The organism is Nocardioides sp. Root190, from assembly GCF_001428565.1.
Taxonomy (GTDB): domain Bacteria; phylum Actinomycetota; class Actinomycetes; order Propionibacteriales; family Nocardioidaceae; genus Nocardioides.
In genome coordinates this window covers 215,157-240,000 of the sequence record NZ_LMIA01000010.1, presented here as the reverse complement: position 1 = coordinate 240,000, position 24,844 = coordinate 215,157, and the positions used below count along the sequence as shown (strand labels likewise).

The following is a 24,844-nucleotide window of genomic DNA, read 5'->3' as shown; positions in this document are numbered from 1 at the left end:
CCCTGCCGTGACCCGTCCCGACCCCAGCGACCTCGGTCGCGCGGACTCCTGGGAGGGCGTGCGTGCCGTCGTCGCCGGTTTCGGCGCGAGCGGTGCCGCCGCCGTCGACAACCTGCTCCACCTCGGTGCCGAGGTGCACGCGGTCGCCGAGTCGGTGAACCCGAAGATCCTCGAGCGCGTCGAGCTGCTCGAGGTGCTCGGTGCCCGCATCGACGTCCACGAGGGCGCGACCTCCGTGCTGCCCGAGGACACCGACGTCCTCGTCGTCTCGCCCGGATTCCGGCCGGACGCCCCGATCATCCTGGCCGCACGGGAGCGCGGCGTCCCGGTCTGGGGTGAGGTCGAGCTCGCCTGGCGGTTGCGCGATCCCGAGCACCCCGCGCCGTGGTTGTGCGTCACCGGCACCAACGGCAAGACGACGACCGTGCAGATGCTCGACAGCATCCTGCGCGCGGCCGGACTCCGCAGCGTCGCGGCCGGCAATGTCGGACTGCCCCTGACCGAGGCCGTCATGGACCCGGAGCCCTACGACGTGATCGCCGTCGAGCTCTCGAGCTTCCAGCTCCACTACACCGACACGGTCGCTGCCGAGAGCGCGGTGGTCCTCAACGTCGCCGAGGACCACCTGGACTGGTACGACGGACCGGCCGGCTCCGAGGTCGACCCGATGGTCGGCTACGCCCACGACAAGGGCCGGATCTACCAGGGCGTCGAGCGGGCGTGCGTCTACAACGCCGCCGACCCGGAGACCGAGCGGCTGGTGCGCGAGGCCGACGTCGTCGAGGGCGCCCGCGCCATCGGGTTCACCCTCGGTGTCCCCGGGCCCGGCATGGTCGGCGTCGTCGACGACATCCTCGTCGACCGCGCGTTCATCGAGCAGCGCACGACCAGCGCCGCCGAGCTGTGTACCTTCGAGGACCTCGCCTCGACCGCGCCCCACTTCATCGCCAACGCCCTCGCGGCGGCCGCCCTCGCCCGTGCCCACGGCGTCAGCCAGTCCGCGGTGCGCGACGGGCTCCGCGCCTTCCAGCCCGACGGGCACCGGATCGCCGTGGTCGCCGAGCACGCCGGCATCACCTGGGTCGACGACTCCAAGGCCACCAACCCGCACGCCGCCGCCTCCTCGCTGGCCGCGTTCGCCCCGGTGGTGTGGGTGGCCGGCGGTCTCGCCAAGGGTGCACGCTTCGACGACCTGGTCCGCCAGCTGGGGGACCGGCTCCGCGGTGTCGTGCTGATCGGCCGGGACCGGGGGATCATCGCCGACGCGCTTTCGCGACACGCTCCCGATGTGCCGGTGATCGACGTGGACACCGACGAAACTGGCGTCGTGGCCGGTGACGACCGGATGAGGCGCGTCGTCGCGGCAGCCGCAACGCTCGCCCAGGTGGGCGACACGGTGCTGCTGGCCCCGGGATGCGCCTCGATGGACCAGTTCGCCGACTACGCCGCACGGGGTGACGCGTTCGCCGCGGCGGTCACCGGGTACGTCGAGGAGCACTGAGTCAGGAAGCGGGGGACGGGTCATCACCACAGCGAACCCCGAGAAGTTCCGCTTCTCGCTCCGCCCCAGGGCCGCGGTCCGCCGCCCGAGCTGGGTCAGCGCCCTCAAGGTCGCGCTCGATCGCCCGCTGACGACCTACTACCTGCTCCTCGGCGCCACGGCGCTCCTGCTGACCATCGGCCTGATCATGGTGCTGAGCGCGTCCAGCGTGGCGTCGTACCAGAAGACGGGCGACTCCTACACGGTCGTGCGGCGTCAGGTGATGTGGGTGCTGATCGGCGTTCCGTGCGCCTTCATCGCCTCGCGGGTGTCGGTGCGCTGGGTCCGCGGGCTGTCCTATCCCGCCTTCTCGATCTCGCTGGTCATGCTCGCGCTCACGGCGGTCGTCGGGGTCAAGATCAACGGCAACACCAACTGGCTGGCGATCGGCCCGCTGCAGATCCAGCCGTCGGAGATCGCGAAGCTCTCGCTGGTGATCTGGGCCGCCCACATCTATGCCAACAAGGAACGACGGTTGGGCAGCCTGCACCAGATGCTCGTGCCGGTCGTGCCCGGCATGGCGCTGGCGACGGGCCTGGTCATCTTCGGCCGCGACCTCGGCACCGCACTGGTCTTCTTCGCGCTGCTCGTGGCGATGCTCTGGGTGGTCGGAGCGCCCGGCAAGCTGTTCTTCATCGCGCTGCTCTCGGTGTCGACGCTGGCCCTGGCCCTCGCCGCCACCTCGTCGGTGCGAGCCGCGCGACTGGTGAACTTCATCGATCCCTTCAAGGACTACCACGGCACGGGCTGGCAGCCGGCCCACGGTCTCTACGCACTCTCCAGCGGTGGCGTCTTCGGTGAGGGGATCGGGGCGAGCCAACAGAAGTGGGGCCAGCTGCCCGAGGCCCACACCGACTTCATCTTCGCCGTCCTGGGCGAGGAGCTCGGGCTGGTCGGCACCCTGCTGGTCATCGGCCTGTTCCTCGTCATCGCCTACGCCGGCGTGCGCGTGGCCCGCGAGGCGCGCGACCCCTTCGTCCGCTACTGCACCTTCGGCATCGTCGTGTGGCTGCTCGGGCAGATGATCATCAACGTGGGCATGGTGCTGGCGCTCCTGCCGGTCATCGGGATCCCGCTGCCGCTCGTGTCCTACGGCGGTTCCAGCCTGCTCCCGACACTGGCCGCGCTCGGCCTGGTGATCGGCTTCGCGCGGCGTGAGCCCGCGGCGGCCCGCGCGCTCAAGCAGCGGCGCAAGGCCCGGTCCGCCGGGCTCTCGGCCCGCCGGTAGGTTGGCGGCGTGCGAGTCTTGTTGGCCGGTGGGGGAACGGCGGGGCACACCTCGCCACTGCTCGCCACCGCAGATGCCCTGCGACGCCTCGACCCCGATGTCGAGATCACCTGCCTCGGTACCCCTCGTGGCCTCGAGAACAAGGTGGTGCCGGCAGCCGGCTATCCGTTGCGGCTGGTGCCGCCGGTGCCGCTGCCCCGCAAGCCCGGCAAGGACCTCGCCCTGGTGCCGAGCCGACTGCGCACAGCGGTCAAGGCCGCCATGGAGGTGATCGACGACGTCCGCCCCGACGTGGTGGTCGGCTACGGCGGCTACGTCTCGATGCCCGTCTACGTCGCCGCGCGCCGGCGCAAGCTGCCACTGGTCGTGCACGAGCAGAACGCCCTGCCCGGCATCGCCAACAAGTTCGGCGCCCGCGTGGCGACCCGGGTCGCGGTGAGCTTTCCCGACACCCCGTTGAGGAACGCCGAGTACGTCGGCCTGCCGATCCGGCAGATGATCGCGACGCTCGACCGCGGTGCGCTGCGTGCCGAGGCCCGGTCGTTCTTCGGTCTCGATGCCGACCTGCCGACCCTGGTGGTCACCGGTGGCTCCCAGGGGGCCCGGCGGCTGAACCAGGCCGTCAGTGGTGCGGCCGCGGCGCTCGGGTCCGCGGGGGTCCAGGTCCTGCACGTGATCGGGCCCAACGGTGCCAGTGATCCGAGCTGGTCCACCCCGGTTCCGACCGGGGTTCCCTACGTCGTGCTCCCGTTCGTGGACCGGATGGATCTCGCGCTGGCCGCAGCAGACCTGATGATCTGTCGCGCCGGCGCCTCGAGCGTCGTGGAGGCGTCGTCCACCGGCGTCCCCGCCATCTTCGTCCCGCTCGCCATCGGCAACGGCGAGCAGGTCCAGAACGCCCGCCCGGTCGTCGATGCGGGGGGTGCGCTCCTGGTGGACGACGCCGACTTCAACGCCGACTACGTCGCCGACACCGTGCCCGACCTGTGCGCCGACCCTGCTCGCCTGGCTGCGATGGGCAGCGCCGCGGCGCACCTGGTCCCGCGCGACGCGGACGAGCGACTGGCCCGGATCATCCGCGACGCGGCCGGAGTGAGCGGGGCCCGACGGTGAAGATCCCGGTCCCCGACGAGATCCTGGCCGCGGACCGACTGGGACGGGTCCACTTCGTCGGCATCGGCGGCGCCGGACTCTCCGGGATCGCCCGGCTGATGCACGGCGCCGGGATCGCCGTCAGCGGCAGCGACGCCAACGACTCCGCGGTCGTGCAGGCACTGCGCAGCGAGGGGATCACCGTCCACGTCGGCCACGACGCCTCGCACCTCGACGGCGTCGACACCGTGGTCGCGACGACCGCCGCCCGTGAGGACAACCCCGAGATCGTCGCCGCGACGGCACGCGGGCTCCGCCTGTGGCCGAGGTCGGCCGGGCTCCAGTCCGTGCTGCTCGGCCGCTCGGTGGTCGCGATCGCCGGGACCCACGGCAAGACCACCACGACCGCGATGACCACCGTCGCGCTCCAGGAGGCGGGCATCGACCCGATCTTCGCGATCGGCGCCGAGGTCGAGACGCTCGGCACCAACGCCCGGCTGGGCGCCGGACCGGTCGCCGTCGTGGAGGCAGACGAGTCCGACGGCGCCTTCCTCGTCTACACCCCCGACATCGCCGTGATCACCAACGTCGACGCCGATCACCTCGACCACTGGGGCACCTCCGAGGCGTACGACGCCGCCTTCGCGGAGTTCGCCCGTCGCGCCCGGGTCACGATCGCGGACCGTGCAGACCTGGCGGACGTGACCGCAGGCTTCTTCGACGGTGCCACCGTGCGCGGACACGACCTCGTCATCGAAGGTGGCGGGACCCGGTTCCGCGTCGAGGCACGCGGGGAGGACCTCGGCGTGGTCGAGCTGGCCGTCCCGGGGCGGCACTACGCCCAGGACGCGCTCTACGCCCTGGCGGTCGGCCTCGAGCTCGGCGCAGACCCGGCCGCCCTCGTCCGGGGGCTGGCCCGGCACCGCGGCGCGAAGCGACGCATGGAGCCGATCGGTGAGGCGGGCGGGGTGCGGGTCCACGACTCCTACGCCCACCACCCGAGCGAGATCCGCGGCGACCTCGAGGCCGCCCGCTCGCTCGTGTCGGGCGACCAGCGCCTGATCGTCTGCTTCCAGCCCCACCTCGTCTCGCGGACCCGCATCTTCGGCACCGCGATGGGTGCCGAGCTCGCTGCGGCCGACGAGGTCGTCGTCCTCGACGTCTACGTCGCGCGCGAGGACCCCGACCCGGAGGTCACCGGCGCCCTGGTGGCCGGCGCGGTGACACTTCCTCCTGACCGGGTCCACTTCGTCGCCGACCGCGAGGACGCGGTCCCCATGCTGGTGGGCCTCGCCCGACCGGGGGACCTGCTGCTCACCCTCGGCGCCGGCGACGTCACGGCACTGGCTCCGCTGCTCCTCACCGCGCTGGCGGAGCGGGCGCGTGGCTAGGAACCGGACCGCGCTCTCCCTCCAGGAGCGCGCCCGCAAGGCCTTTGCCCGACGCCAGCGCGCCCGCCGCTGGCTGACGTGGCGCTACATCGTCGGCGGCACCGCAGCGGTCCTGCTGCTCGGCTTCGGGATCTACGCCCTCTACTTCTCGTCCTGGTTGCGGGCCGAGGGAGTCGAGCTGATCGGCAACGACCTGGTCGACGACAAGCAGGTCCTGGCCGCGGCCGAGGTGCCGACCGGGGACCAGCTGGTCCAGATCGACCTCGGTTCGATCGAGAAGCGGGTCAAGTCGCTGGCGGCCGTCAAGAGCGTCGACGTGTCGCGCAAGTGGCCCCACGACATCCGGATCGAGATCGTGGAGCGGGTGCCGATCGCGGTGCTCGACCGGGGGACGAAGGTCGTGGCGCTCGACGCGGACGGGAACGCCTTCCCGGCGCCGCAGCGCGCCCGTGACGGGCTGCCCCGGGTGAAGGTCGGCGCCGGCGCCGACCGTGACGCACTGCGCGAGGGCGCGGCCGTCGTGGCTGCTCTCGACGGCGAGGTCGCCGAGCTGGTCGACCACGTCGAGGTCCGCACCGTCGACGAGATCCTCCTGCACCTGCGCGACGGCCGGCTGGTGCGGTGGGGGAGTGCGGACCAGTCCGAGGACAAGGCCGCGGTGCTGCTCGACCTGTTGGGCCAGAAGGCCACGACGTACGACGTCTCGGTGCCCGGAGCCCCGACCACCCGCTGATTTCGCGTCTCCTCGACAGTGGCGCGGCGTGTCTGCGCCGTGCACAGGACCGGCGTACCTACTGTCGTCAGCACGACGAGGTTGACATAACTATAACCCTCAGGTTGAGGGTCAGGGTTTCAGCTCGTCAGTCGGGCCCGGGGAAGCGGTCCGGCTGTCCTCATTCGGATCCACACCTACAGGAGGGGTGAGCCGCCGTGGCTGCAGCACAGAACTACCTGGCGATCATCAAGGTCGTCGGCATTGGCGGTGGTGGCGTCAACGCCGTCAACCGCATGATCGAGGTCGGGCTCAAGGGCGTCGAGTTCATCGCCATCAACACCGACGCGCAGGCGTTGCTGATGAGCGACGCCGACGTGAAGCTCGACATCGGTCGGGAGCTGACCCGCGGACTCGGTGCGGGCGCCAACCCCGACGTCGGCGGCAGGGCCGCCGAGGACCACGCCGAGGAGATCGAAGAGGTGCTCAAGGGCGCCGACATGGTCTTCGTCACCGCTGGCGAGGGCGGCGGCACCGGCACCGGCGGCGCGCCCGTCGTGGCCCGGATCGCGCGCTCCCTCGGTGCGCTGACGATCGGTGTCGTGACGCGGCCCTTCACCTTCGAGGGTGCCCGCCGCAAGAAGTCGGCCGACGAGGGCATCGAGCGTCTCCGCGAGGAGGTCGACACCCTCATCGTGATCCCGAACGACCGGTTGCTCCAGATCTCGGACCGCAACGTGTCGATGCTCGACGCGTTCAAGCAGGCCGACCAGGTGCTCCTGCAGGGCGTCTCCGGCATCACCGACCTGATCACCACCCCGGGCCTGATCAACGTCGACTTCGCCGATGTCAAGGCGGTCATGAGCAACGCCGGCTCGGCCCTGATGGGCATCGGCTCCGCGCGCGGGGAGAACCGGGCGCTGCAGGCAGCCGAGATGGCGATCAGCAGCCCCCTGCTCGAGGCGTCGATCGACGGCGCCCACGGCGTGCTGCTCTCGATCGCGGGAGGCTCCGACCTCGGCATCTTCGAGATCAACGAGGCCGCCGCGATGGTGGCCGACTCGGTCCACGAGGACGCCAACATCATCTTCGGCACGATCATCGACGACGCCCTCGGCGACGAGGTGCGGGTGACGGTCATCGCCGCCGGGTTCGACGGCGGCCTGCCCAAGCGTCGTGACGAGTCCGCAGCACGCCGCCAGCAGGCGGCCGCGGTGGCTTCGCGTCCGAGCACCCCCGCCGCCAGCCCGTCGACCGCTCGCCAGGAGCAGTCCCCGGCGCAGGCCAGCCAGACCAGGGACAACGCCCCGGTCGAGCCGCAGCCCGTCGGTGCCCGCACCACCCCGGCGCCGATGCAGTTCGACGACGGCGACGACCTGGACGTGCCCGACTTCCTCAAGTAGTCGTGTTCTCGTTCCGCGATCACCTCGACCCGGATCCCGCCACTGGTGGGCGCCGGGTCGAGGTCGCGTTCACGGACGTCTCGATCGACGTCGCGGAGCGCGGCGACCTCGAGGGCGCGCTCGGACTGCTCGGCGCCGAGCTGGGCGTCGCGTTCGCGCGCACCGATCAGGTCCACGGGTGCGAGGTCGTGGTCCTGGACCGTCCCGGGGACGTCCGGGCCCTCCCCGTGGGTGACGGCATGGTCACGACCCTGGCGGGCACGGCGCTGATGGTCCGGGTGGCCGACTGCGTGCCCGTCCTCCTCGCCAGCGCTGAGGCGGGGGTGCTCGGGGTAGCGCACGCCGGTCGACGCGGGGTCGAGCTCGACGTGGTGACCCGCACCGTCGAGCAGATGCGCGCGCTCGGTGCCGGCGAGATCCTGGCGTGGATCGGACCACACATCTGCGGCGGTTGCTACGAGGTGCCCGAGGCGATGCGCACGGAGATCGCCGCGCGGGTGCCGGCCACCCACGCGCAGACGACGTGGGGCACGCCGTCCCTGGACCTCGGTGCCGGTGTCGCCGCGCAGCTGGCGGCCGCCGGCGTCACCGCGACCACCGTCGGCGGCTGCACCCGCGAGAGCGCCACGCTCCACTCCTTCCGGCGTGACGGTGCGGACGCCGGACGACTCGCCGGACTGGTGTGGCTGCCATGACCCGTCACGACGAGCTGCAGGCCAGGCTCCGAGCTGTCCGCGAACGCATCGACCTCGCTGCCGCTGCTGCCGGCCGCGAGGATCGGGTCGAGCTGGTCGTCGTCACCAAGTTCTTCCCGGCGAGCGACGTGCGCATCCTGGCCGACCTCGGGGTCAGCGACGTCGGCGAGAACCGCCACCAGGAGGCAGAGGCCAAGGCCGCCGACGTCGGCGACCTGTCGCTGCGCTGGCACTTCATCGGCGCCCTGCAGTCCAACAAGGCGGCCGCCGTCGCCCGCTACTCCCACGTCGTCGAGTCCGTCGATCGCACCTCCCTCGTCTCCCGGCTGGCCCGGGGAGCAGGGGAGTCGGAGCGCCGGCTCGACGTCCTGCTCCAGGTCAGCCTCGACCCGCCGGGAGCTGACCACCGTGCCGGCGCCGACCCCGACGACCTGGCAGGGCTCGCCGAGAACGTCGCCGCCGCCCCCGAGCTGTCCCTGCGCGGCCTGATGGCCGTCGCGCCGCTGGGGGAGGACCCCGTCGTGGCCTTCGATCGGCTCGCCGGGATCCGTCAACGCTTCGTCCAGCAGTTCCCGACCGCGACCCTCCTCTCCGCCGGCATGAGCGGCGACCTGGAGGCCGCGATCACCGTCGGCGCGACACACGTGCGCGTCGGCTCCGCGGTCCTCGGATCAAGGGTCCACGTCCAGTAATGTCCAGAACACCACCAGTTGCCCTCGAGACCCGAGGGCACGGATCACGGAGGCAACAGTCATGAGCGGTGCGATGCGCAGGATCGGCGAGTACCTCGGCCTGCTGGAAGACACCGGCTATGACGAGTACGACGACGAGATCGCCGAGCAGGCTCCCGCGCGTGAAGCGCGCGAGCCCCGCCAGGCCCGTCCCGTACGCGCCGTGCCGTCCAACCCGGTCGCCGACCTCGACGAGCGCCGACGGCCCGTTGCGGTCGCCCCGCAGCCGACCGTGGCCGAGCTGTCCCGGATCACCACGCTGCACCCGACGACCTACAACGACGCACGCTCGGTCGGCGAGTCCTACCGCGAGGGCATCCCGGTGATCATGAACCTCACCGAGATGGACGACTCCGACGCCAAGCGTCTTGTCGACTTCGCCGCCGGCCTCATCTTCGCCACGCGTGGCAGCATCGAGCGGGTGACCAACAAGGTCTTCCTCCTCTCGCCGCCCAACGTCACCGTGGCCGCCGAGGACAAGCAGCGCATCGCGGACCGGGACTTCTTCAACCAGAGCTGAGCCCATGGCGCGAGCTGTTCCCGGTGATTGAGGCGCGCCAGCGCCGAACCTCGAAATCCCCGGCCACAGAGCAGGGTCCGGGTCCGTACCCGCCACCCGCGACCCGATAGATTGGCAACCGTGAGCATCGCCGGCTGGATCATCGAGGGCATCCTCTTCGCCTTCATCGCGTTCCTGTGGGTGCGCTTCATCACCGACTGGGTGCAGGCCTTCGCCCGCACCTGGGAGCCCCGTGGCGTGGCGCTGGTGTTCCTCGAGCTCTGCTACACCGTCACGGACCCGCCCATCGCTGGTCTGCGCAAGGTGATCAAGCCGATCCGCATCGGAAATTTCGCGCTGGACCTCAGCTTCCTGCTCGTGATGATCCTCGCGTACGTAGCACTGAGCGTGAATCGCTCGACACTGCTGGTCTGAACACCGTCTCGGTGCGCGGGTGATGCGGGCTTCTCGTCCGCAGGCGCTAAGGTTCGGTGAAAGTTAGTTTGTCCTTGAACTTCGAAGATAGGTGAGGTCATGCCGCTGACGCCTGAGGACGTGAGCAACAAGCGCTTTACGCCGGTCCGGCTGCGCGAGGGCTACGACATGGGCGAGGTCGACCAGTTCCTGGATGAGGTGGAGGCCGAACTTGCCCGCCTGACTCAGGAGAACGACGACCTTCGCTCCAAGTTGGCAGCCGCTCAGTCCGGTTCGTCGGCCGCGTACGACGCGCCGACCCAGCTCGCGCCTGTTCCCCAGATCGCTCCGGTCGAGGTTCCGGTCGCCGCACCGGCTCCGATCGAGCCGGTCGCCCCGACGCCTGCTCCGGTGCCTGTCGCCGCAGCGCCGGCCGGCGGTGTGCAGACGATCCGCGTGGAGACGGTGCCCGAGGCGTCCAACGCCGCTGCCCGTCTGCTCGAGATCGCGACGCGCAACGCCGACGAGCTCGTCGAGGACGCCAAGAACGAGGCCGACAAGATCGTCGGCGAGGCTCGCACCAAGTCCGAGCGTCTGGAGTCCGAGGCCAAGGTCAAGGCCGACCGCCTCGAGTCCGACGCCCGCACCCGTGCGGAGATGCTCGACAGCGAGACCGCCGAGCGTCGTACGCAGCTCTTCGGTGACCTCGAGAAGGAGCGCGACAAGCTCTCTGCCGAGGTCGAGACGCTGCGCTCCTTCGAGCGCGAGTACCGCTCGCGCCTGAAGAGCTACTTCAGCCAGCAGCTCGAGTCGCTGCAGACCCCGGGCGACACCCTCGCCCCGGTCGAGGAGGCACCCGCACCCAAGCGGCTGCGCTCGATCCTCGGCGAAGAAGAGGCCTGAACCACTCGTTCTGCGCTTCTGAAAGCTTGATCCACCGGCTGGTCCGCTCTTGTTGCGGGTCAGCCGGTGGTGTTTTTGCCGGTGAGCCTGCTTGGTGCGGCCTGCTGCAGCCGTTACCCTCCGCAGCAGCCAGACGATTTCCGTCACCGGCTGCCCCTTCTGAGGAGTCCTCCATGGCCCGCAGTACGAAGAAGACGTTGGCCGGTCAGGCCGCATCCGCAGCGCGCAAGATGATCCGGCCCCGCAAGGGCACCGCCGCGACGGAGGCTGCGCCCAAGAAGGCGGCTCCTGCTCCGGCGAAGAAGGCGGCTCCGGCCAAGAAGGCGGCCCCGGCCAAGAAGGCGGCCCCGGCCAAGAAGGCGGCCCCGGCCAAGAAGGCGGCCCCGGCCAAGAAGGCGGCCCCGGCCAAGAAGGCCGCACCGGCCAAGAAGGCCGCACCGGCCAAGAAGGCCGCACCGGCCAAGAAGGCCGCACCGGCCAAGAAGGCCGCACCGGCCAAGAAGGCCGCACCGGCCAAGAAGGCCGCACCGGCCAAGAAGGCCGCTCCCGCCAAGAAGGCCGCTCCCGCCAAGAAGGCGGCTCCCGCCAAGAAGGCGGCTCCCGCCAAGAAGGCGGCTCCCGCCAAGAAGGCGGCTCCCGCTCCGGCGAAGAAGGCGGCCCCGGCCAAGAAGGCGGCCCCTGCTCCGGCGAAGAAGGCGGCCCCGGCCAAGAAGGCGGCCCCTGCTCCGGCGAAGAAGGCGGCTCCCGCCAAGAAGGCGGCCCCTGCTCCGGCCGCGAAGTCCGCCGCCGCACGCAAGACCAAGCCGGCCGCGCTCGTCGTGCTCGATCACGAGGCAGCCTGGTCGAAGGCGGAGCTGGCCGAGGTGCTGGCCGCCCTGCACGAGCAGCACGGCCACAGCTCGGAGATCATCGCCGCGCAGGAGGAGGACCTCACCGGTCTGCTCCGCGACTCCGGTGACGGTGCCGGTCAGGACCAGGCGGACCTCGGTGCGACCAGCTTCGAGCGGGACCAGGAACTGACCGTGCTGCAGCACGAACGGGACAAGCTGGCCCAGATCGACCGGGCCCTGGGTCGCATCGACGACGGCACCTACGGCGTGTGTGAGTCGTGCGGGAACCCGATCGGCAAGATGCGGCTCATGGCGTTTCCGCGTGCCACACTGTGCATGACATGCAAGCAGCGCGAGGAACGCCGGTAGACGACCGGGGCAACGGCCCGGAAGGCAGCCGAAGCCCCCTGCTGGCAGCACCGCGGACGTGGCTGCTGTTCGCCGTCCTCGCGGTCGTCATGCTGGTCCTCGACCAGGTCTCGAAGGTCCTGGCCGTGCGCCACCTCACCGGCGAACCCGACGTCGAGCTGGTCGGCGAGGTGCTGCAGCTCCACCTGACCTACAACCCCGGGGCCGCCTTCAGCCTCGGCACCAGGTTCACGGTCGTGCTCGCCGTGCTGGCCTGCACCGCGACCGTCGTCGTGCTGTGGATCAGTCGACGTCTCGCCAACCGCTGGTGGGCCGTGGCGCTGGGGTTCCTGTTCGCCGGCATCGTCGGCAACCTGACCGACCGGCTGTTCCGCGACCCGAGCCCGTTCCGGGGTCATGTCGTGGACTTCCTGATGCTGCCGAACTGGCCTGTGTTCAACATCGCCGACATCTGCATCAACGTGGGCGTCGCGATGATCCTGGTCCAGGTGCTGCGGGGCATCGCTGTCGACGGCACCAAGATGAGCGACGAGTCGGACGACACGGCTGAGCACAAGGCGGAGGACAAGGCGTGACCCAGGTCGATCACCGCAGTCTGCCGGTTCCCGACAGCCTCGAGGGCGAGCGCGTCGACGTCGCTCTCGCCCAGCTCTTCGGCGTCTCCCGCACCCGCGCAGCAGAGCTCGTCACCGAGGGACGGGTCCGCATCGACGGCGCGAGCGTCGGTGGCAAGAGCGACCGGGTCCTCGCCGGTTCGATCCTCGACGTCGAGATCCCGGCCGAGGTCGACCTCCTCGCCGTGGTTCCCGAGATCGTCGAGGGCATCAAGATCATCCACGACGACGACGCCATCGTGGTGATCGACAAGCCCGTCGGTGTCGCCGTCCACCCCTCGCCCGGCTGGCGCGGCCAGACGGTGGTGGGGCACCTCGCCGGCGCCGGCTTCCGGATCTCCACCTCGGGGGCCAAGGAGCGCGAGGGCATCGTCCAGCGCCTCGACGTCGGCACCTCCGGCGTGATGGTGATCGCGAAGTCCGAGCACGCCTACTCCGTGCTCAAGAACGCGTTCCGGCAGCGGACCGTCGACAAGACCTATCACGCGCTGGTGCAGGGCCACCCGGACCCGCACGAGGGCACGATCGACGCCCCCATCGGCCGCCATCCCCGCTTCGACTACAAGTTCGCGGTGATGGACGACGGTCGGCACAGCGTCACCCACTACGAGACGCTCGAGGCCCACCGCTTCGCGAGCCTGCTCCAGATCCACCTCGAGACCGGTCGTACGCACCAGATCCGGGTTCACATGAGTGCGCTCAAGCACCCCTGCGTCGGTGACATCACCTACGGCGCCGACCCGGTGCTCGCCCGCAAGGTCGGCATGGAGCGCCAGTGGCTGCACGCGGTGAAGCTCGGTTTCGAGCACCCCGACGGCGGTTACGTCGAGTACGAGTCGACCTATCCCGATGACCTCGCCCGGGCGCTCGACGTGGTCCGCGAGAGCCACTGAGCCAGCCGCGTGGTCGTCGACCTGACGCTCCGGCCGGCGACCTCCGCTGACGCTGCTGCGGTCGCGCTGGTCCACCTGCGTGCGCGCGCGGCTGCGCCGATGCCGCCCCCGGTGCACACGGACACCGAGGTCGCCTCGTGGCTCGCCTCGCGCATCGGTGGCGCGGGTGGCGACGAGGTCTGGGTCGCGCTGCGCGGTGAGACGCTCATCGGCTACGTCCGTTTCACGCGGACCTGGCTCGACGACCTGTACGTCGATCCGGACCATGCCGGGCGGGGCGTGGGCACCGCGCTGCTCGACCTCGCCAAGGCCCGTCATCCGCGCGGATTCGGGCTCTGGGTCTTCGAGAGCAACACCCCGGCGTACGCCTTCTACCTCGCCAGCGGGCTGGTCGAGCGGGACCGGACGGACGGCTCCGCCAACGAGGAGCGGGCCCCCGACATCCGGATGGAGTGGCCCGGCGCCTGAGCCGACCCGGCCAGGGAAAGTGTCGGAGGTGTCGCCGACGATCGCCTCCGACGGTCGCGTAGGCTGATCCCCTTCCCCGACCGCGTCCACCCACGACTGTGAGGAGTCACCACACCCGATGGCAGCCGGTTCCGGGGGAGCGGATTTCGCCCACCTGCACGTCCACACCGAGTACTCCATGCTCGACGGAGCATCCCTTCTCGACGGGCTGTTCAGCCGCGTCAACGAGCTCGGCATGTCCTCGATCGCGATGACCGATCACGGCAACCTGCACGGTGCCTACGACTTCTACTCCAAGGCGAAGAAGTACGGCGTCAAGCCGATCATCGGCATCGAGGCCTACATCACCCCGGGTACTCCCCGCGGTGAGCGTCGCCGGGTGCGCTGGGGCAAGGGCAACGCGGCCGAGGAGGGTGGCGACGACGTCGCCGGTGGCGGTGCCTACACCCACATGACGATGTGGGCCGAGACGACCGAGGGCATGCACAACCTCTTCCGGTTGTCGTCCCTGTCCAGCCTCGAGGGCTTCTACTTCAAGCCCCGCATGGACAAGGAGATCCTCCAGACCTACAGCAAGGGCCTCATCGTCAGCACGGGGTGCCCGAGCGGCGCGATCCAGACGCGGTTGCGCCTGGGGCAGTGGGACGAGGCCGTCCGCGAGGCAGCCGAGCTGCAGGACATCTACGGCAAGGACTCCGTCTTCCTGGAGCTCATGGACCACGGCATCTCGATCGAGAAGCGGGTCCGCGACGACCTGCTGCGCCTGGGCAAGGAGCTCGGCCTCCCACCGATCGCGACCAACGACTCCCACTACAACAACCCCGAGGACGCCGACGCCCACGACGCACTGATCTGCGTCGCGTCCGGCAAGCGGCTCTCCGACACCAACCGGCTCAAGTTCGACGGCGGCGGCTACTACATCAAGTCGGCCGCCGAGATGCGCGAGCTGTGGGCCGACCGCTTCGGCATGCCCGAGGCCTGCGACAACACGCTCGCGATCGCCGAGCGCTGCTCGGTGGAGTTCACCGACTCCACCGGTGGCTACATGGCGCGCGCCGACGTCCCGGCAGGCGAGACCGAGGAGTCCTGGTTCGCCAAGGAGGTCTGGCGCGGCATCGAGGCCCGCTATCCCGGCGACCGGCTCGACCAGGCGGTGCGGGACCGGGTCGAGATGGAGCTCGCGATCGTCTCCCAGAAGGGCTACTGCGGCTACTTCCTGGTGGTCGCCGACTTCATCGGCTGGTCCAAGGACAACGGCATCCGGGTCGGCCCCGGACGTGGTTCCGGTGCGGGCTCGATCGCTGCCTACGCCCTGCGCATCACCGACCTCTGCCCGCTGGAGCACGGCCTCTTCTTCGAGCGGTTCCTCAACCCCGAGCGTCCCTCGATGCCCGACTTCGACATCGACTTCGACGATGCGCGTCGTGGCGAGGTCATCAACTACGTCAGCGACAAGTACGGCGCCGACCGGGTCGCCCAGATCGCGACCTTCGGCCGGCTCAAGGCCAAGGCGGCCATCAAGGACGCCGCCCGGGTGCTCGACCACGGGTTCGCCATCGGCGACAAGATCACCAAGGCGCTCCCGGCCGACGTGATGGGCAAGGGCGTCCCGCTCAAGGAGATGTTCAACCCGGAGCACAAGCGCTACAACGACGGCGGCGAGTTCCGGGCGCTCTACGAGTCCGACGCCGAGGTCCGCACGATCTACGAGACCGCGATCGGCCTCGAGGGCCAGATCCGCAACTGGGGTGTGCACGCGGCCGGCGTGATCATGTCCAGCGAGCCGCTGATCGACATCGTCCCGATCATGTCGCGCCCGCAGGACGGCGCGGTGATCACCCAGTTCGACTACCCGATGTGTGAGTCGCTCGGGCTGGTCAAGATGGACTTCCTCGGGCTCTCCAACCTGCGCATCCTCGAGGACGCGCTGGTCAACATCGAGGCCAACCGGGGCGAGAAGGTCGTCCTGGAGGAGCTCCCCTTCGATGACCGCGCGACCTACGAGCTGATGGGCCGTGGCGACACGCTCGGCGTGTTCCAGCTCGATGGTGGCGGCATGCGCGCGCTGCTCCGTTCGATGCAGCCCGACAAGTTCGCCGACATCACCGCGGTCAGCGCGCTCTACCGCCCCGGTCCGATGGGTGCGGACTCGCACAACAGGTACGCCCGCCGCAAGAACGGCCGCGAACCGATCGACCCGATCCATCCTGCCCTCGCCGAGGCGCTCGAGCCGGTCCTGGGGGAGACCTACGGCCTGATCGTCTACCAGGAGCAGGTGATGGCGATCGCTCAGGTGCTCGCCGGCTTCACCCTGGGTGCGGCCGACAACCTGCGCCGCGCGATGGGCAAGAAGAAGAAGGAAGAGCTCGACAAGCAGTACGCCGGCTTCCAGGCCGGCATGCTCGAGCGCGGCTACCCCCAGAAGGCGATCGACACGCTCTGGGAGATCCTGCTCCCGTTCTCCGACTACGCCTTCAACAAGTCGCACTCCGCGGCGTACGGCGTCATCACCTACTGGACGTCCTACCTCAAGGCGAACTACCCGACCGAGTACATGGCTGCGCTCCTGACGTCCGTGAAGGACGACAAGGACAAGATGGCCATCTACCTCAACGAGTGTCGGCGGATGAAGATCCAGGTCCTCCCGCCCGACGTCAACGAGTCGGCCCACAACTTCACCGCCGTCGACCGCGACATCCGGTTCGGCCTCACCGCCATCCGCAACGTCGGTTCCAACGTCGTCGACGGCATCGTCGCGGGGCGTCAGGACGGCCGCTACGCCGACTTCAACGACTTCCTGTCCAAGGTGCCGGCCCAGGCCTGCAACAAGCGGGTCATCGACTCGCTGATCAAGGCCGGCGCGTTCGACGACATGAAGCACCTGCGCCGGGCACTGGTGGCGATCCACGAGACCGCGGTCGACCAGTACGTCGACATCAAGCGCAACGAGGCGATCGGCCAGGACTCGCTGTTCGCCGGTCTGGGCGACGACGACGGCGGTGACGGTGGCTTCGGCGTCAGCGTGGCCATCCCGGAGCTCGACGAGTGGGACAAGATGACCCTGCTCGGCCACGAGCGGGAGATGCTCGGCCTCTACGTCTCCGACCATCCGCTGCTCGGCCTGGAGCACGTCCTGTCCAACGGCACCGACTGCACCATCGGCCAGCTGGTCACCGACGAGGACCGTCCGCACAACTCGACGGTCACGGTCGCCGGCCTGGTGACCTCCATCCAGCGCAAGATCACCAAGAACGGCGACCCGTGGGCCACCGTGACGCTGGAGGACCTCGACGGTGGCATCGACGTCCTGCTCTTCCCGAGCTCGTACCGACTCGCGGCGCCCTATCTCACCGACGACGCGATCATCCGGGTCCGGGGCCAGCTGGACAAGGAGCGCGACACCGCGCAGCTGCGCGGCCAGGAGGTCACCGTCCCCGACCTCGACAAGCGCAGCGACGGTCCGGTCGTGATCAGCCTCCCGTCGACGCGGTGCACCGGCCCGGTCGTCCAGCAGCTGCGTGACGTGCTGACGACGCACCCCGGTCTCACGGAGGTCCGGCTGCAGCTGCTGAGCCGCGAGTCCACCAAGCTCATGCGCCTGGGGGACAATCTCCGGGTGACTCCCAGCCCGGCACTCTTCGCCGATCTCAAGCAGCTCCTCGGCCCCGGATGCCTGGCCGTATGACCTTCCGCATGAAGGGCCCCGAGCTCCGTGCTGTCCTCGTCCCGCTGGCGCTCGGTCTCGCGCTCGGCGCTGTCGGCGGGTGGCTGTGGTGGACCTGGTGGGGGCCGCCGCCGGTGGGCAAGGTCTACGAGACCCAGGCGGGTCCGACCTGGTACCCCGACCCGTTCGACCCGGGCGTCACCCGTGACTTCACCGGTACGGCGACCTTCGTGGTCCTCGGCTTCGGGCTCGCGCTCGTGCTCGGTCTCCTCGGCGGCTGGATCGCGCGCCACCGGGCCGTGCCGGGTCTTGCCGCGGTGCTCCTGGCCAGCGTGGCGGCTGCGGCGTTGATGACGCTGATCGGGCTGTCCCAGAGTCCTCCGGACCCCCAGGCGCGCGCGGACGACGTCGAGATCGGGACCACGCTCCCGGGTCATCTGGAGGTGGCCAACGGCCGCGTCGACCTCCCGACGTTCGTCGAGGAGCTGTTCAACGACGACGACGGCGTCCTCGAGATCCCCACGCCGTACCTCACCTGGCCGGTGGGTGCGCTGCTCGGCCACATGATCCTGATGCTGTCGGTCACTTCCGAATGGCGGCGACCCGAGCAGCCGTCAGCCGTACCAGCTCAGCAGGTCTGAGCTCGATCTCCAGACCGCGTCGGCCGGCCGAGACGAACACCGTCTCGTGGCCCGAGGCGGACTCGTCGACCACGGTCGGATGCGCCTTGCGCTGGCCCAGGGGAGAGATCCCGCCCACGACGTAGCCGGTCGCGCGCTCGGCGGTCCGGGGGTCGGCCATCGCCGCCTTGCGCCCCTCGACGGCGCGGGCCAGCGCCTTCAGGTCCAGCTGGCCCGACACCGGGACGACGCCGACGACGAGTCGGCCGTCGACGTCGACGAACAGCGTCTTGAACACCCGCTCCGGATCGACGCCCATCGCCTCGGCGGCCTCGGTGCCGTACGACGCAGCCCGGGCGTCGTGGTCGTACTCGTGGAGCGTGAACCCGACGCCGGCATCGGCGAGCGCCGTCGTGGCCGGCGTTCCGCCGGGCTTCTTCCTGGCCATCGGCGGGTGGGCCTAGTTGGGCGACCAGCGCGTGCGGGCGACCTCGGTCGCCGGCAGCGAGGTGATCACGTTCATCGCGCGGAGCTCGTCGCGCAGCAGGTCGGTGATCAGGATCAGGCGCTCGGCGGGGTCGGTGGCCTCGAGCAGACCCTGGCGCTCGCCGAGGGGGAGTGGAGAGCACGCCGCGAGGGTCCAGGAGAGGTACTGCGGGTCACTCGGCAGGTTGCCCTCGAGCGGGTCGGCCGAGATCTCGCTCACCACCGCGCGGTAGGCGGCGAAGGTCGCCCGGGCACGGTCGACGATCTCGGCGGGCACCTCGTCGGTGGGCTCGGGCAGGGCCCGGACCTCGCCGATGGGGAAGGTGTCGGTCGTGCGGAGACGGTCGAGCTGGATCCGGTCGCGTCCGACGGCCACGATGTCGAAGGTTCCGTCGGCGTGCGCCTCGACGTCGGTCACCTGCATGCGGACGCCGATCCGGAACAGCGACTGGGCGCCGTGGTCCCCGACCTCGTAGCCCTCGCGGATCGCCACCGAGCCGAACAGGCGCTCGGCCGGGTCCTCAATCCGCAGGAGGTGATGGACCAGCGCGCGGTAGCGATCCTCGAACACGTGCAGCGGCAGACTCACCCCCGGATAGAGCACCGCGTTGAGCGGGAACATCGGGAGCTGGTCCGTCACGTGTCCAACCTACGGGGCAGTGCTGCGTTCGACCGTAGAATCGGGGGCATGTCCCTCATCCGTCGCATCGACCTGCGCACGACGCCGACCGCTGGCGACGTCGCGGTCGACTACCGCGCAGCTGTGCCCCGTGCCGACTTCGACATCGAAGCAGCGGTGCCGGCCGTGCATGCGATCTGCGAGGAGGTGCGGACCCGGGGTCTGGAGGCCCTGCGCGAGTTCGGTGAGAAGTTCGACGGCGTGGTCGTCGAGGACATCCGCGTGGCCCCCGAGGCACTGCGCGCCGCGCTCGAGAACCTGGACCCCGACATCCGTGCCGGCCTCGACGAGTCGATCCGTCGGCTCCGGGCGACCTGCGCCAACGAGCTGGAGAAGGACGCCGTCACCGACCTCGGTCCCGGCGCACGCGTGACCCACCGCAAGGTGCCGGTCGGCCGGGTCGGCCTCTACGTCCCCGGCGGCCTCGCGCCGCTGGTGTCCTCGGTGCTGATGAACGTCGTTCCCGCCCAGATCGCCGGTGTGACCTCGATCGCCCTCTCCAGCCCGCCGCAGAAGGAGTTCGGTGGCTCGGTCCACCCGACGATTCTCGCCGCGTGTGCGCTGCTCGGGGTCGAGGAGGTGTACGCCGTCGGCGGCGCCCAGGCGATCGCGATGTTCGCCTACGGCGTCGGTCCCTGTGCCCGGGTCGACCTGGTGACCGGCCCCGGCAACATCTGGGTGGTCACCGCGAAGCGGCTCCTGAAGGGGCAGATCGGCATCGACTCCGAGGCCGGTCCGACCGAGATCGCGATCCTTGCCGACGACACCGGCGATGCGGCGTTCGTCGCCGCGGACCTGATCAGCCAGGCCGAGCACGACCCGCTCGCAGCGGCCGTGCTCGTCACCACCTCGGAGCGACTGGCCGCCGAGGTCGAGGTCGAGCTCGACCGCCAGGTCGCCCTGACCAAGCACTCCGAGCGGATCGTCACCTCGTTGTCCGGACAGCAGTCCGCGATCGTGCTGGTCCGCGACCTCGAGCAGGGTCTGGCCGTCGTGGACGCCTATGCCGCCGAGCACCTGGAGATCCACACCGAGGACGCCTCCGCGTGGGCAGCCCGGGTCCGCAACGCCGGGGCGATCTTCGTCGGTCCGCACGCCCCGGTCAGCCTCGGCGACTACTGCGCAGGGTCCAACCACGTACTGCCGACAGCGGGATGCGCCTGTCACTCCTCGGGCCTGTCGGTGCGCGCGTTCACGAAGTCGATCCACGTCATCGACTACTCCGCCGAGGCGCTCGCCGAGGTGGCGGGCCACGTCGTGACGCTCGCCGAGGCCGAGGACCTGCCCGGCCACGGTGCCGCGGTCTCGGTGCGGGTCCAGCGATGAGCGCCTCGACCTGGCCGCCCCTGCGCGAGGAGCTGCGGGGGATCGAGCCCTACGGGGCGCCCCAGCTCCCCATCGACAAGGTGCCCGTCCAGCTCAACGTCAACGAGAACCCCTACGGGCCCTCGAGCGCGTGCGTCGCCGACATCGCGACCTCGGCCGCCGAGGCGGCCATGACCCTCAACCGCTACCCGGACCGTGAGTTCGTCGCGCTGCGCCAGTCGCTCGCGTGGTACCTCTCCCGGGACACCTCGACCGGCATCGTGCCCGAGCAGGTCTGGGCAGCGAATGGCTCCAACGAGGTGATGCTGCAGCTGCTTCAGGCGTTCGGGGGACCGGGGCGCACCGCGGTGAGTTTCGCGCCGACGTACTCGATGTACCCGGAGTACGCCCGCGACACGAACACGCGCTGGCTCGCCGGGCACCGGGCCGAGGACTTCTCGCTCGACCTCGATGCCGCCCGGGACCTGGTGAAGTCGGAGCAGCCGAGCGTCATCCTGCTGCCGAGCCCGAACAATCCGACCGGGACGGCGCTGCCCCCCGAGGCGGTGGCGGTGCTCTGTGAGGCCGCCGGCGACGACGGCATCGTGGTGGTCGACGAGGCCTACGGCGAGTTCCGCCGCGAGGGCGTGCCGAGCGCGCTCGAGATGCTGCCGGCGTACCGCAACCTCGTCGTGACCCGCACCATGAGCAAGGCGTTCGCCGGTGCCGGGCTGCGCCTCGGCTACCTCGCCGCGGCGCCGGAGATCTGTGACGCGATCCGGGTCGTCCGGTTGCCCTACCACCTGTCCGCGGTCACCCAGGCGGTCGCGCTCGCGGCACTGCGGCACGCGCCGGAGCTGCTCGGCAAGGTGGACGAGCTCCGCGCCGAGCGCGACGCGTTGGTGGCGTGGCTGCGGGACCAGGGGTACGACGTCGCCGACTCCGACGCGAATTTCTGCTTGTTCGGGCGATTCGCCGACCGCCATGCTGTCTGGCAGGGTCTGCTGGACAGAGGCGTCCTCATCCGGGAGACCGGACCCGAGGGATGGCTGCGGGTCTCGGTCGGTACGCCGGACGAGATGGCCGCCTTCCGCGACGCCCTCATCGATGTGAACGGAGAACGAGCATGAGCCGCAGCGCACGCGTGGAGCGAGCCACGAGCGAGTCGAAGGTCGTCGTCGAGGTCGACCTCGACGGCAGCGGCCGGCACGACATCTCCACCGGGGTCGGTTTCTACGACCACATGCTCACCGCCTTCGCCCGGCACGCGCTGGTCGACCTGACCGTCCAGACCGAGGGTGACGTCCACATCGACGCCCACCACACGGTCGAGGACACCGCGATCGCCCTCGGCCAGGCGCTGCGCCAGGCACTCGGCGACAAGGCCGGCATCCGTCGCTTCGGCGATGCGACCGTCCCGCTCGACGAGGCGCTCGTGCACGCGGTCGTCGACGTCTCGGGTCGTCCGTACTGCGTCCACACCGGTGAGCCCGAGGGCCAGCAGTACGTCGCCCTCGGCGGTTCGGGCGTGTCCTACCTCGGCTCGCTCACGCAGCACGTCTTCGAGTCGATCGCCTTCCACGGCCACTTCGCCCTGCACGTGCGGGTCCTGGCCGGCCGCGAGCCGCACCACATCGTCGAGACGCAGTTCAAGGCGTTCGCCCGCGCCTTCCGCGACGCCGTGGCCCTCGACCCGCGCGAGACCGGCATCCCCTCCACGAAGGGCGCTCTGTAACCAGATGAGCGAACGCAAGCCGTCCGTGGTCGTCCTCGACTACGGCTCCGGCAACCTGCGCTCCGCCGTGCGCGCTGTCGAGCGCGCCGGGGCCGAGGTCACCCTCACCGGTGACTTCGACGCCGCGCTGGAGGCCGACGGTCTCCTCGTGCCGGGCGTGGGTGCCTACGACGCCTGCATGCGTGGCCTGCGTGCGATCCGTGGCGAGCGGATCATCGGACGTCGCCTCTCCGGGGGCCGACCGGTGCTGGGCATCTGTGTGGGCATGCAGATCCTCTTCGCGAAGGGGATCGAGCACGGCGTCGAGACCGAGGGGTGCGACGAGTGGCCCGGCGTCGTGGAGCGCCTGCAGGCGCCGATCGTGCCGCACATGGGCTGGAACACCGTCGCCGTACCCCCGGACACGCGGCTCTTCGCGGGCATCGAGGACGAGCGCTTCTACTTCGTCCACTCCTACGGCGTCCGTGACTGGACGCTCGAGACCAACGACCGGACACCCGACAGCCACCAGCCGAAGGTGACCTGGTCGGAGCACGGAGGCGACCACTTCGTCGCCGCCGTCGAGAACGGACCACTCTGTGCCACGCAATTCCACCCGGAGAAGTCGGGGGATGCGGGCGCGCAACTGCTGAGGAACTGGGTGAGATCACTGTGAGCCCCACGAACGCCTACCTGGAGATGCTTCCTGCCGTCGACATCAAGGGCGGCCAGGCCGTCCAGCTGGTGCAGGGTGTCGACGGGTCGGAGAAGCGCTTCGGCGACCCGATCGAGGCTGCACTTCGCTGGCAGGAGGCGGGGGCGGAGTGGATCCACCTCGTCGACCTCGACGCCGCCTTCGGCCACGGCAACAACCGCGAGCTCCAGGCCCAGATCGTCGGCAAGCTCGACATCCACGTCGAGATGAGCGGCGGGATCCGCGACGACGAGTCCCTCGAGGCCGCGATGGCGACCGGGTGCCGTCGGGTCAACATCGGCACCGCGGCCCTCGAGCAGCCCGAGTGGTGCGCGAAGGCGATCGCGACGTACGGCGACCGGGTGGCTGTCGGCCTCGACGTCCGTGGCCGCACGCTGGCCGCGCGCGGCTGGACCCAGGAGGGCGGGGACCTCTACGAGACCCTGGCCCGCCTCGACGGTGAGGGCTGCGCCCGCTACGTCGTCACCGACGTCAACAAGGACGGCATGCTGCAGGGCCCCAACCTCCAGCTGCTGCAGGACGTCTGTGCCGCCACGTCGCGTCCGATCGTCGCTTCGGGCGGGGTCACCACCCTCGACGACATCCGCGCACTGATGGACCTGGTCTCGATCGGGGTCGAGGGCGCGATCGCCGGCACGGCGCTCTACACGGGCCAGTTCACCCTCGAGGACGCGCTGGCGCTCACCAAGGGCGGACTGGTGTGAGCCTGGCCGTCCGGGTGATCCCGTGCCTGGACGTCGACGCCGGCCGCGTGGTCAAGGGCGTCAACTTCCAGGAGCTGCGCGACGCCGGTGACCCGGTCGAGCTCGCCCGGCTCTACGACGCCGAGGGCGCCGACGAGCTGACCTTCCTCGACATCTCCGCCTCCCACGAGGGGCGGGCCACGACGATGGAGATCGTCTCGGCCACGGCGGAGCAGGTCTTCATCCCGCTCACCGTCGGCGGAGGAGTGTCCTCGGTCGAGGACGTCGACCGCCTGCTGCGCGCCGGGGCCGACAAGATCGCGGTCAACACTGCTGCGATCCGTCGCCCGGAGCTCATCTCCGAGATCGCGCAGCGCTTCGGCAACCAGGTCCTCGTGCTGTCCGTCGACGCCCGTCGGGTGCTGCCCGGCTCGGGTGTCTCGACGGACTCAGGCTTCGAGGTCACCACGCACGGGGGGCGCCAGTCCGCCGGGATCGACGCCATCGAGTGGGCCGTGCGTGCCACCGAGCTGGGTGCGGGCGAGATCCTGCTCAACGCGATGGACGCCGACGGCACCACCGACGGTTTCGACCTCGACCTGATCCGCGCGGTGCGCAGCGAGGTCTCCATCCCGGTGATCGCCTCCGGCGGCGCCGGGGCCGTCGAGCACTTCGCCCCGGCCGTCGACGCCGGCGCGGACGCGGTCCTCGCGGCCACTGTCTTCCACTTCGGAACCCTGAAGATCGCCGACGTGAAGTCGTCGCTGGCGCAGGCGGGCCACCCCGTCCGCTAGGGCGAGCCCTGCCCTCGCGGGCTGTCGAGCCCGTCGGCGCCCGGCCCGGCGCCGGTGCCGAGTGGTCCGGACGGAGTCTCGCGCGCCGGGGGTGTGCGCAGGTCGGGTGCTTCGGCCGCGGGACCCGCGCACGCGCTCAGGCAGAGCAGCGCGACGCAGAGGATCCCGAGGCGGGAACCGGTGGTGTCCACGGTGCCCTTCCTCTCGTCGGTGGTGGCACGAGCCTCGGCGTGATGCCGCCTGTTCGCAACCGCCGCAGCGGCGGCCTGTGGACAACCGGTGGTTCTCCACAGGCCGCCGATGGGTCGGCGCCTCGACCCTGCGGAATAGTCTCCGACCGACCGGTGGTTGGGGTTGGTTGCGGCCGTGATCGGATCGGTCGCGCATCGAGGCGGGAAGCAG

The 24,844-nt window shown here is 70.4% G+C and carries 26 protein-coding genes; 23 read left to right on the top strand and 3 right to left on the bottom strand.

Features of this window, described 5'->3' with window-relative positions:
* Nucleotides 1-7: 7 nt before the first annotated feature.
* From murD to ASE01_RS13915, 17 genes are all read left to right on the top strand, one after another.
* The gene (gene murD / locus ASE01_RS13995; protein WP_056752988.1) at nt 8-1,501 is read left to right on the top strand and encodes a UDP-N-acetylmuramoyl-L-alanine--D-glutamate ligase; all 1,494 of its coding nucleotides are present in this window, start codon (nt 8-10) and stop codon (nt 1,499-1,501) included.
* Nucleotides 1,455-2,768 (top strand): putative lipid II flippase FtsW, encoded by a 1,314-nt coding sequence (gene ftsW / locus ASE01_RS13990; RefSeq protein WP_235536002.1) that lies wholly within the window; start codon nt 1,455-1,457, stop codon nt 2,766-2,768. Before murD ends, ftsW begins: the two co-directional genes overlap by 47 nt.
* A gap of 9 nt (nt 2,769-2,777) precedes the next feature.
* Nucleotides 2,778-3,881, top strand: coding sequence for an undecaprenyldiphospho-muramoylpentapeptide beta-N-acetylglucosaminyltransferase (gene murG / locus ASE01_RS13985; protein WP_056752981.1), 1,104 nt, complete (start codon nt 2,778-2,780; stop codon nt 3,879-3,881).
* On the top strand, nt 3,878-5,251 hold the full coding sequence (gene murC, locus ASE01_RS13980) for a UDP-N-acetylmuramate--L-alanine ligase (protein ID WP_056752978.1): 1,374 nt from the start codon (nt 3,878-3,880) through the stop codon (nt 5,249-5,251). The genes murG and murC overlap by 4 nt, the downstream gene beginning before the upstream one ends.
* Nucleotides 5,244-5,984 carry a cell division protein FtsQ/DivIB gene (locus tag ASE01_RS13975; protein WP_056752975.1) on the top strand — a complete coding sequence of 247 codons (741 nt, stop codon included), beginning with the start codon at nt 5,244-5,246 and terminating at the stop codon, nt 5,982-5,984. Before murC ends, ASE01_RS13975 begins: the two co-directional genes overlap by 8 nt.
* A 197-nt stretch (nt 5,985-6,181) precedes the next feature.
* Nucleotides 6,182-7,366 carry a cell division protein FtsZ gene (gene ftsZ, locus ASE01_RS13970; RefSeq protein ID WP_056752971.1) on the top strand — a complete coding sequence of 395 codons (1,185 nt, stop codon included), beginning with the start codon at nt 6,182-6,184 and terminating at the stop codon, nt 7,364-7,366.
* A 2-nt stretch (nt 7,367-7,368) separates the two neighbouring features.
* On the top strand, nt 7,369-8,061 hold the full coding sequence (locus ASE01_RS13965; RefSeq protein ID WP_056752967.1) for a polyphenol oxidase family protein: 693 nt from the start codon (nt 7,369-7,371) through the stop codon (nt 8,059-8,061).
* Nucleotides 8,058-8,753 (top strand): YggS family pyridoxal phosphate-dependent enzyme, encoded by a 696-nt coding sequence (locus tag ASE01_RS13960; protein WP_056754708.1) that lies wholly within the window; start codon nt 8,058-8,060, stop codon nt 8,751-8,753. The genes ASE01_RS13965 and ASE01_RS13960 overlap by 4 nt, the downstream gene beginning before the upstream one ends.
* A 61-nt stretch (nt 8,754-8,814) precedes the next feature.
* Nucleotides 8,815-9,312 (top strand): cell division protein SepF, encoded by a 498-nt coding sequence (locus ASE01_RS13955; RefSeq protein WP_056752962.1) that lies wholly within the window; start codon nt 8,815-8,817, stop codon nt 9,310-9,312.
* 120 nt (nt 9,313-9,432) lie between these two features.
* Complete coding sequence (locus ASE01_RS13950) at nt 9,433-9,726, top strand: YggT family protein (RefSeq protein WP_056752957.1); 294 nt, start codon at nt 9,433-9,435, stop codon at nt 9,724-9,726.
* Nucleotides 9,727-9,825: 99 nt separating this feature from the next.
* Nucleotides 9,826-10,608 carry a DivIVA domain-containing protein gene (locus ASE01_RS25500; RefSeq protein WP_056752953.1) on the top strand — a complete coding sequence of 261 codons (783 nt, stop codon included), beginning with the start codon at nt 9,826-9,828 and terminating at the stop codon, nt 10,606-10,608.
* Between the two features lie 173 nt (nt 10,609-10,781).
* Nucleotides 10,782-11,807 (top strand): TraR/DksA family transcriptional regulator, encoded by a 1,026-nt coding sequence (locus ASE01_RS25275; RefSeq protein WP_235535999.1) that lies wholly within the window; start codon nt 10,782-10,784, stop codon nt 11,805-11,807.
* Complete coding sequence (gene lspA, locus ASE01_RS13935; protein WP_056752949.1) at nt 11,780-12,382, top strand: signal peptidase II; 603 nt, start codon at nt 11,780-11,782, stop codon at nt 12,380-12,382. The genes ASE01_RS25275 and lspA overlap by 28 nt, the downstream gene beginning before the upstream one ends.
* The gene (locus ASE01_RS13930) at nt 12,379-13,314 is read left to right on the top strand and encodes an RluA family pseudouridine synthase (RefSeq protein ID WP_056752940.1); all 936 of its coding nucleotides are present in this window, start codon (nt 12,379-12,381) and stop codon (nt 13,312-13,314) included. Before lspA ends, ASE01_RS13930 begins: the two co-directional genes overlap by 4 nt.
* Before the next feature lie 9 nt (nt 13,315-13,323).
* Entirely contained in the window at nt 13,324-13,782 is a 459-nt protein-coding gene (locus ASE01_RS13925) for a GNAT family N-acetyltransferase (protein WP_056752923.1), read from the top strand.
* Nucleotides 13,783-13,900: 118 nt separating this feature from the next.
* Complete coding sequence (dnaE, locus tag ASE01_RS13920; RefSeq protein WP_056752918.1) at nt 13,901-17,467, top strand: DNA polymerase III subunit alpha; 3,567 nt, start codon at nt 13,901-13,903, stop codon at nt 17,465-17,467.
* Between the two features lie 8 nt (nt 17,468-17,475).
* Entirely contained in the window at nt 17,476-18,087 is a 612-nt protein-coding gene (locus ASE01_RS13915; protein WP_162260296.1) for a hypothetical protein, read from the top strand.
* Here ASE01_RS13915 and ybaK read toward each other — a convergent pair.
* Both ybaK and ASE01_RS13905 read right to left on the bottom strand, forming a co-directional pair.
* Complete coding sequence (ybaK, locus tag ASE01_RS13910) at nt 18,029-18,514, bottom strand: Cys-tRNA(Pro) deacylase (RefSeq protein WP_056752909.1); 486 nt, start codon at nt 18,512-18,514, stop codon at nt 18,029-18,031. The genes ASE01_RS13915 and ybaK overlap by 59 nt on opposite strands.
* Nucleotides 18,515-18,526: 12 nt before the next feature.
* A complete protein-coding gene (locus tag ASE01_RS13905; protein WP_056752906.1) occupies nt 18,527-19,192 on the bottom strand; it encodes an LON peptidase substrate-binding domain-containing protein in 666 nt (221 codons plus the stop codon).
* A gap of 48 nt (nt 19,193-19,240) precedes the next feature.
* Between ASE01_RS13905 and hisD the strand changes: the two genes are divergently transcribed.
* Genes hisD through hisF form a run of 6 tightly spaced genes read left to right on the top strand, consistent with a single transcriptional unit; the run spans nt 19,241 to nt 24,442 of the window.
* Nucleotides 19,241-20,557 carry a histidinol dehydrogenase gene (hisD, locus tag ASE01_RS13900; RefSeq protein ID WP_056752902.1) on the top strand — a complete coding sequence of 439 codons (1,317 nt, stop codon included), beginning with the start codon at nt 19,241-19,243 and terminating at the stop codon, nt 20,555-20,557.
* Complete coding sequence (locus tag ASE01_RS13895) at nt 20,554-21,666, top strand: histidinol-phosphate transaminase (protein WP_056752898.1); 1,113 nt, start codon at nt 20,554-20,556, stop codon at nt 21,664-21,666. Before hisD ends, ASE01_RS13895 begins: the two co-directional genes overlap by 4 nt.
* The gene (hisB, locus tag ASE01_RS13890; RefSeq protein ID WP_056752893.1) at nt 21,663-22,271 is read left to right on the top strand and encodes an imidazoleglycerol-phosphate dehydratase HisB; all 609 of its coding nucleotides are present in this window, start codon (nt 21,663-21,665) and stop codon (nt 22,269-22,271) included. Before ASE01_RS13895 ends, hisB begins: the two co-directional genes overlap by 4 nt.
* A 4-nt stretch (nt 22,272-22,275) precedes the next feature.
* Nucleotides 22,276-22,926 (top strand): imidazole glycerol phosphate synthase subunit HisH, encoded by a 651-nt coding sequence (gene hisH, locus ASE01_RS13885; protein WP_056752887.1) that lies wholly within the window; start codon nt 22,276-22,278, stop codon nt 22,924-22,926.
* A gap of 23 nt (nt 22,927-22,949) precedes the next feature.
* Complete coding sequence (gene priA, locus ASE01_RS13880) at nt 22,950-23,669, top strand: bifunctional 1-(5-phosphoribosyl)-5-((5-phosphoribosylamino)methylideneamino)imidazole-4-carboxamide isomerase/phosphoribosylanthranilate isomerase PriA (protein WP_056754703.1); 720 nt, start codon at nt 22,950-22,952, stop codon at nt 23,667-23,669.
* A complete protein-coding gene (hisF, locus tag ASE01_RS13875; protein WP_056752881.1) occupies nt 23,666-24,442 on the top strand; it encodes an imidazole glycerol phosphate synthase subunit HisF in 777 nt (258 codons plus the stop codon). Before priA ends, hisF begins: the two co-directional genes overlap by 4 nt.
* Here the strand turns inward: hisF and ASE01_RS13870 are convergent.
* Nucleotides 24,439-24,633, bottom strand: a complete 195-nt coding sequence (locus ASE01_RS13870) for a hypothetical protein (protein WP_056752878.1) — start codon at nt 24,631-24,633, stop codon at nt 24,439-24,441. The genes hisF and ASE01_RS13870 overlap by 4 nt on opposite strands.
* Nucleotides 24,634-24,844 lie beyond the last annotated feature (211 nt).

Bases quoted from the DNA above. Each gene is read 5' to 3' on its own strand.
- hisD (WP_056752902.1), top strand. From the start codon at position 19,241: ATGTCCCTCATCCGTCGCATCGACCTGCGCACGACGCCGACCGCTGGC.
- ASE01_RS13895 (WP_056752898.1), top strand. From the start codon at position 20,554: ATGAGCGCCTCGACCTGGCCGCCCCTGCGCGAGGAGCTGCGGGGGATC.
- ASE01_RS25275 (WP_235535999.1), top strand. From the start codon at position 10,782: ATGGCCCGCAGTACGAAGAAGACGTTGGCCGGTCAGGCCGCATCCGCA.
- ASE01_RS13915 (WP_162260296.1), top strand. From the start codon at position 17,476: ATGAAGGGCCCCGAGCTCCGTGCTGTCCTCGTCCCGCTGGCGCTCGGT.
- hisH (WP_056752887.1), top strand. From the start codon at position 22,276: ATGAGCGAACGCAAGCCGTCCGTGGTCGTCCTCGACTACGGCTCCGGC.
- priA (WP_056754703.1), top strand. From the start codon at position 22,950: ATGCTTCCTGCCGTCGACATCAAGGGCGGCCAGGCCGTCCAGCTGGTG.
- dnaE (WP_056752918.1), top strand. From the start codon at position 13,901: ATGGCAGCCGGTTCCGGGGGAGCGGATTTCGCCCACCTGCACGTCCAC.
- ASE01_RS13955 (WP_056752962.1), top strand. From the start codon at position 8,815: ATGAGCGGTGCGATGCGCAGGATCGGCGAGTACCTCGGCCTGCTGGAA.
- hisB (WP_056752893.1), top strand. From the start codon at position 21,663: ATGAGCCGCAGCGCACGCGTGGAGCGAGCCACGAGCGAGTCGAAGGTC.
- lspA (WP_056752949.1), top strand. From the start codon at position 11,780: ATGCAAGCAGCGCGAGGAACGCCGGTAGACGACCGGGGCAACGGCCCG.
- ybaK (WP_056752909.1), bottom strand. From the start codon at position 18,514: ATGGCCAGGAAGAAGCCCGGCGGAACGCCGGCCACGACGGCGCTCGCC.
- ASE01_RS13960 (WP_056754708.1), top strand. From the start codon at position 8,058: ATGACCCGTCACGACGAGCTGCAGGCCAGGCTCCGAGCTGTCCGCGAA.
- ASE01_RS25500 (WP_056752953.1), top strand. From the start codon at position 9,826: ATGCCGCTGACGCCTGAGGACGTGAGCAACAAGCGCTTTACGCCGGTC.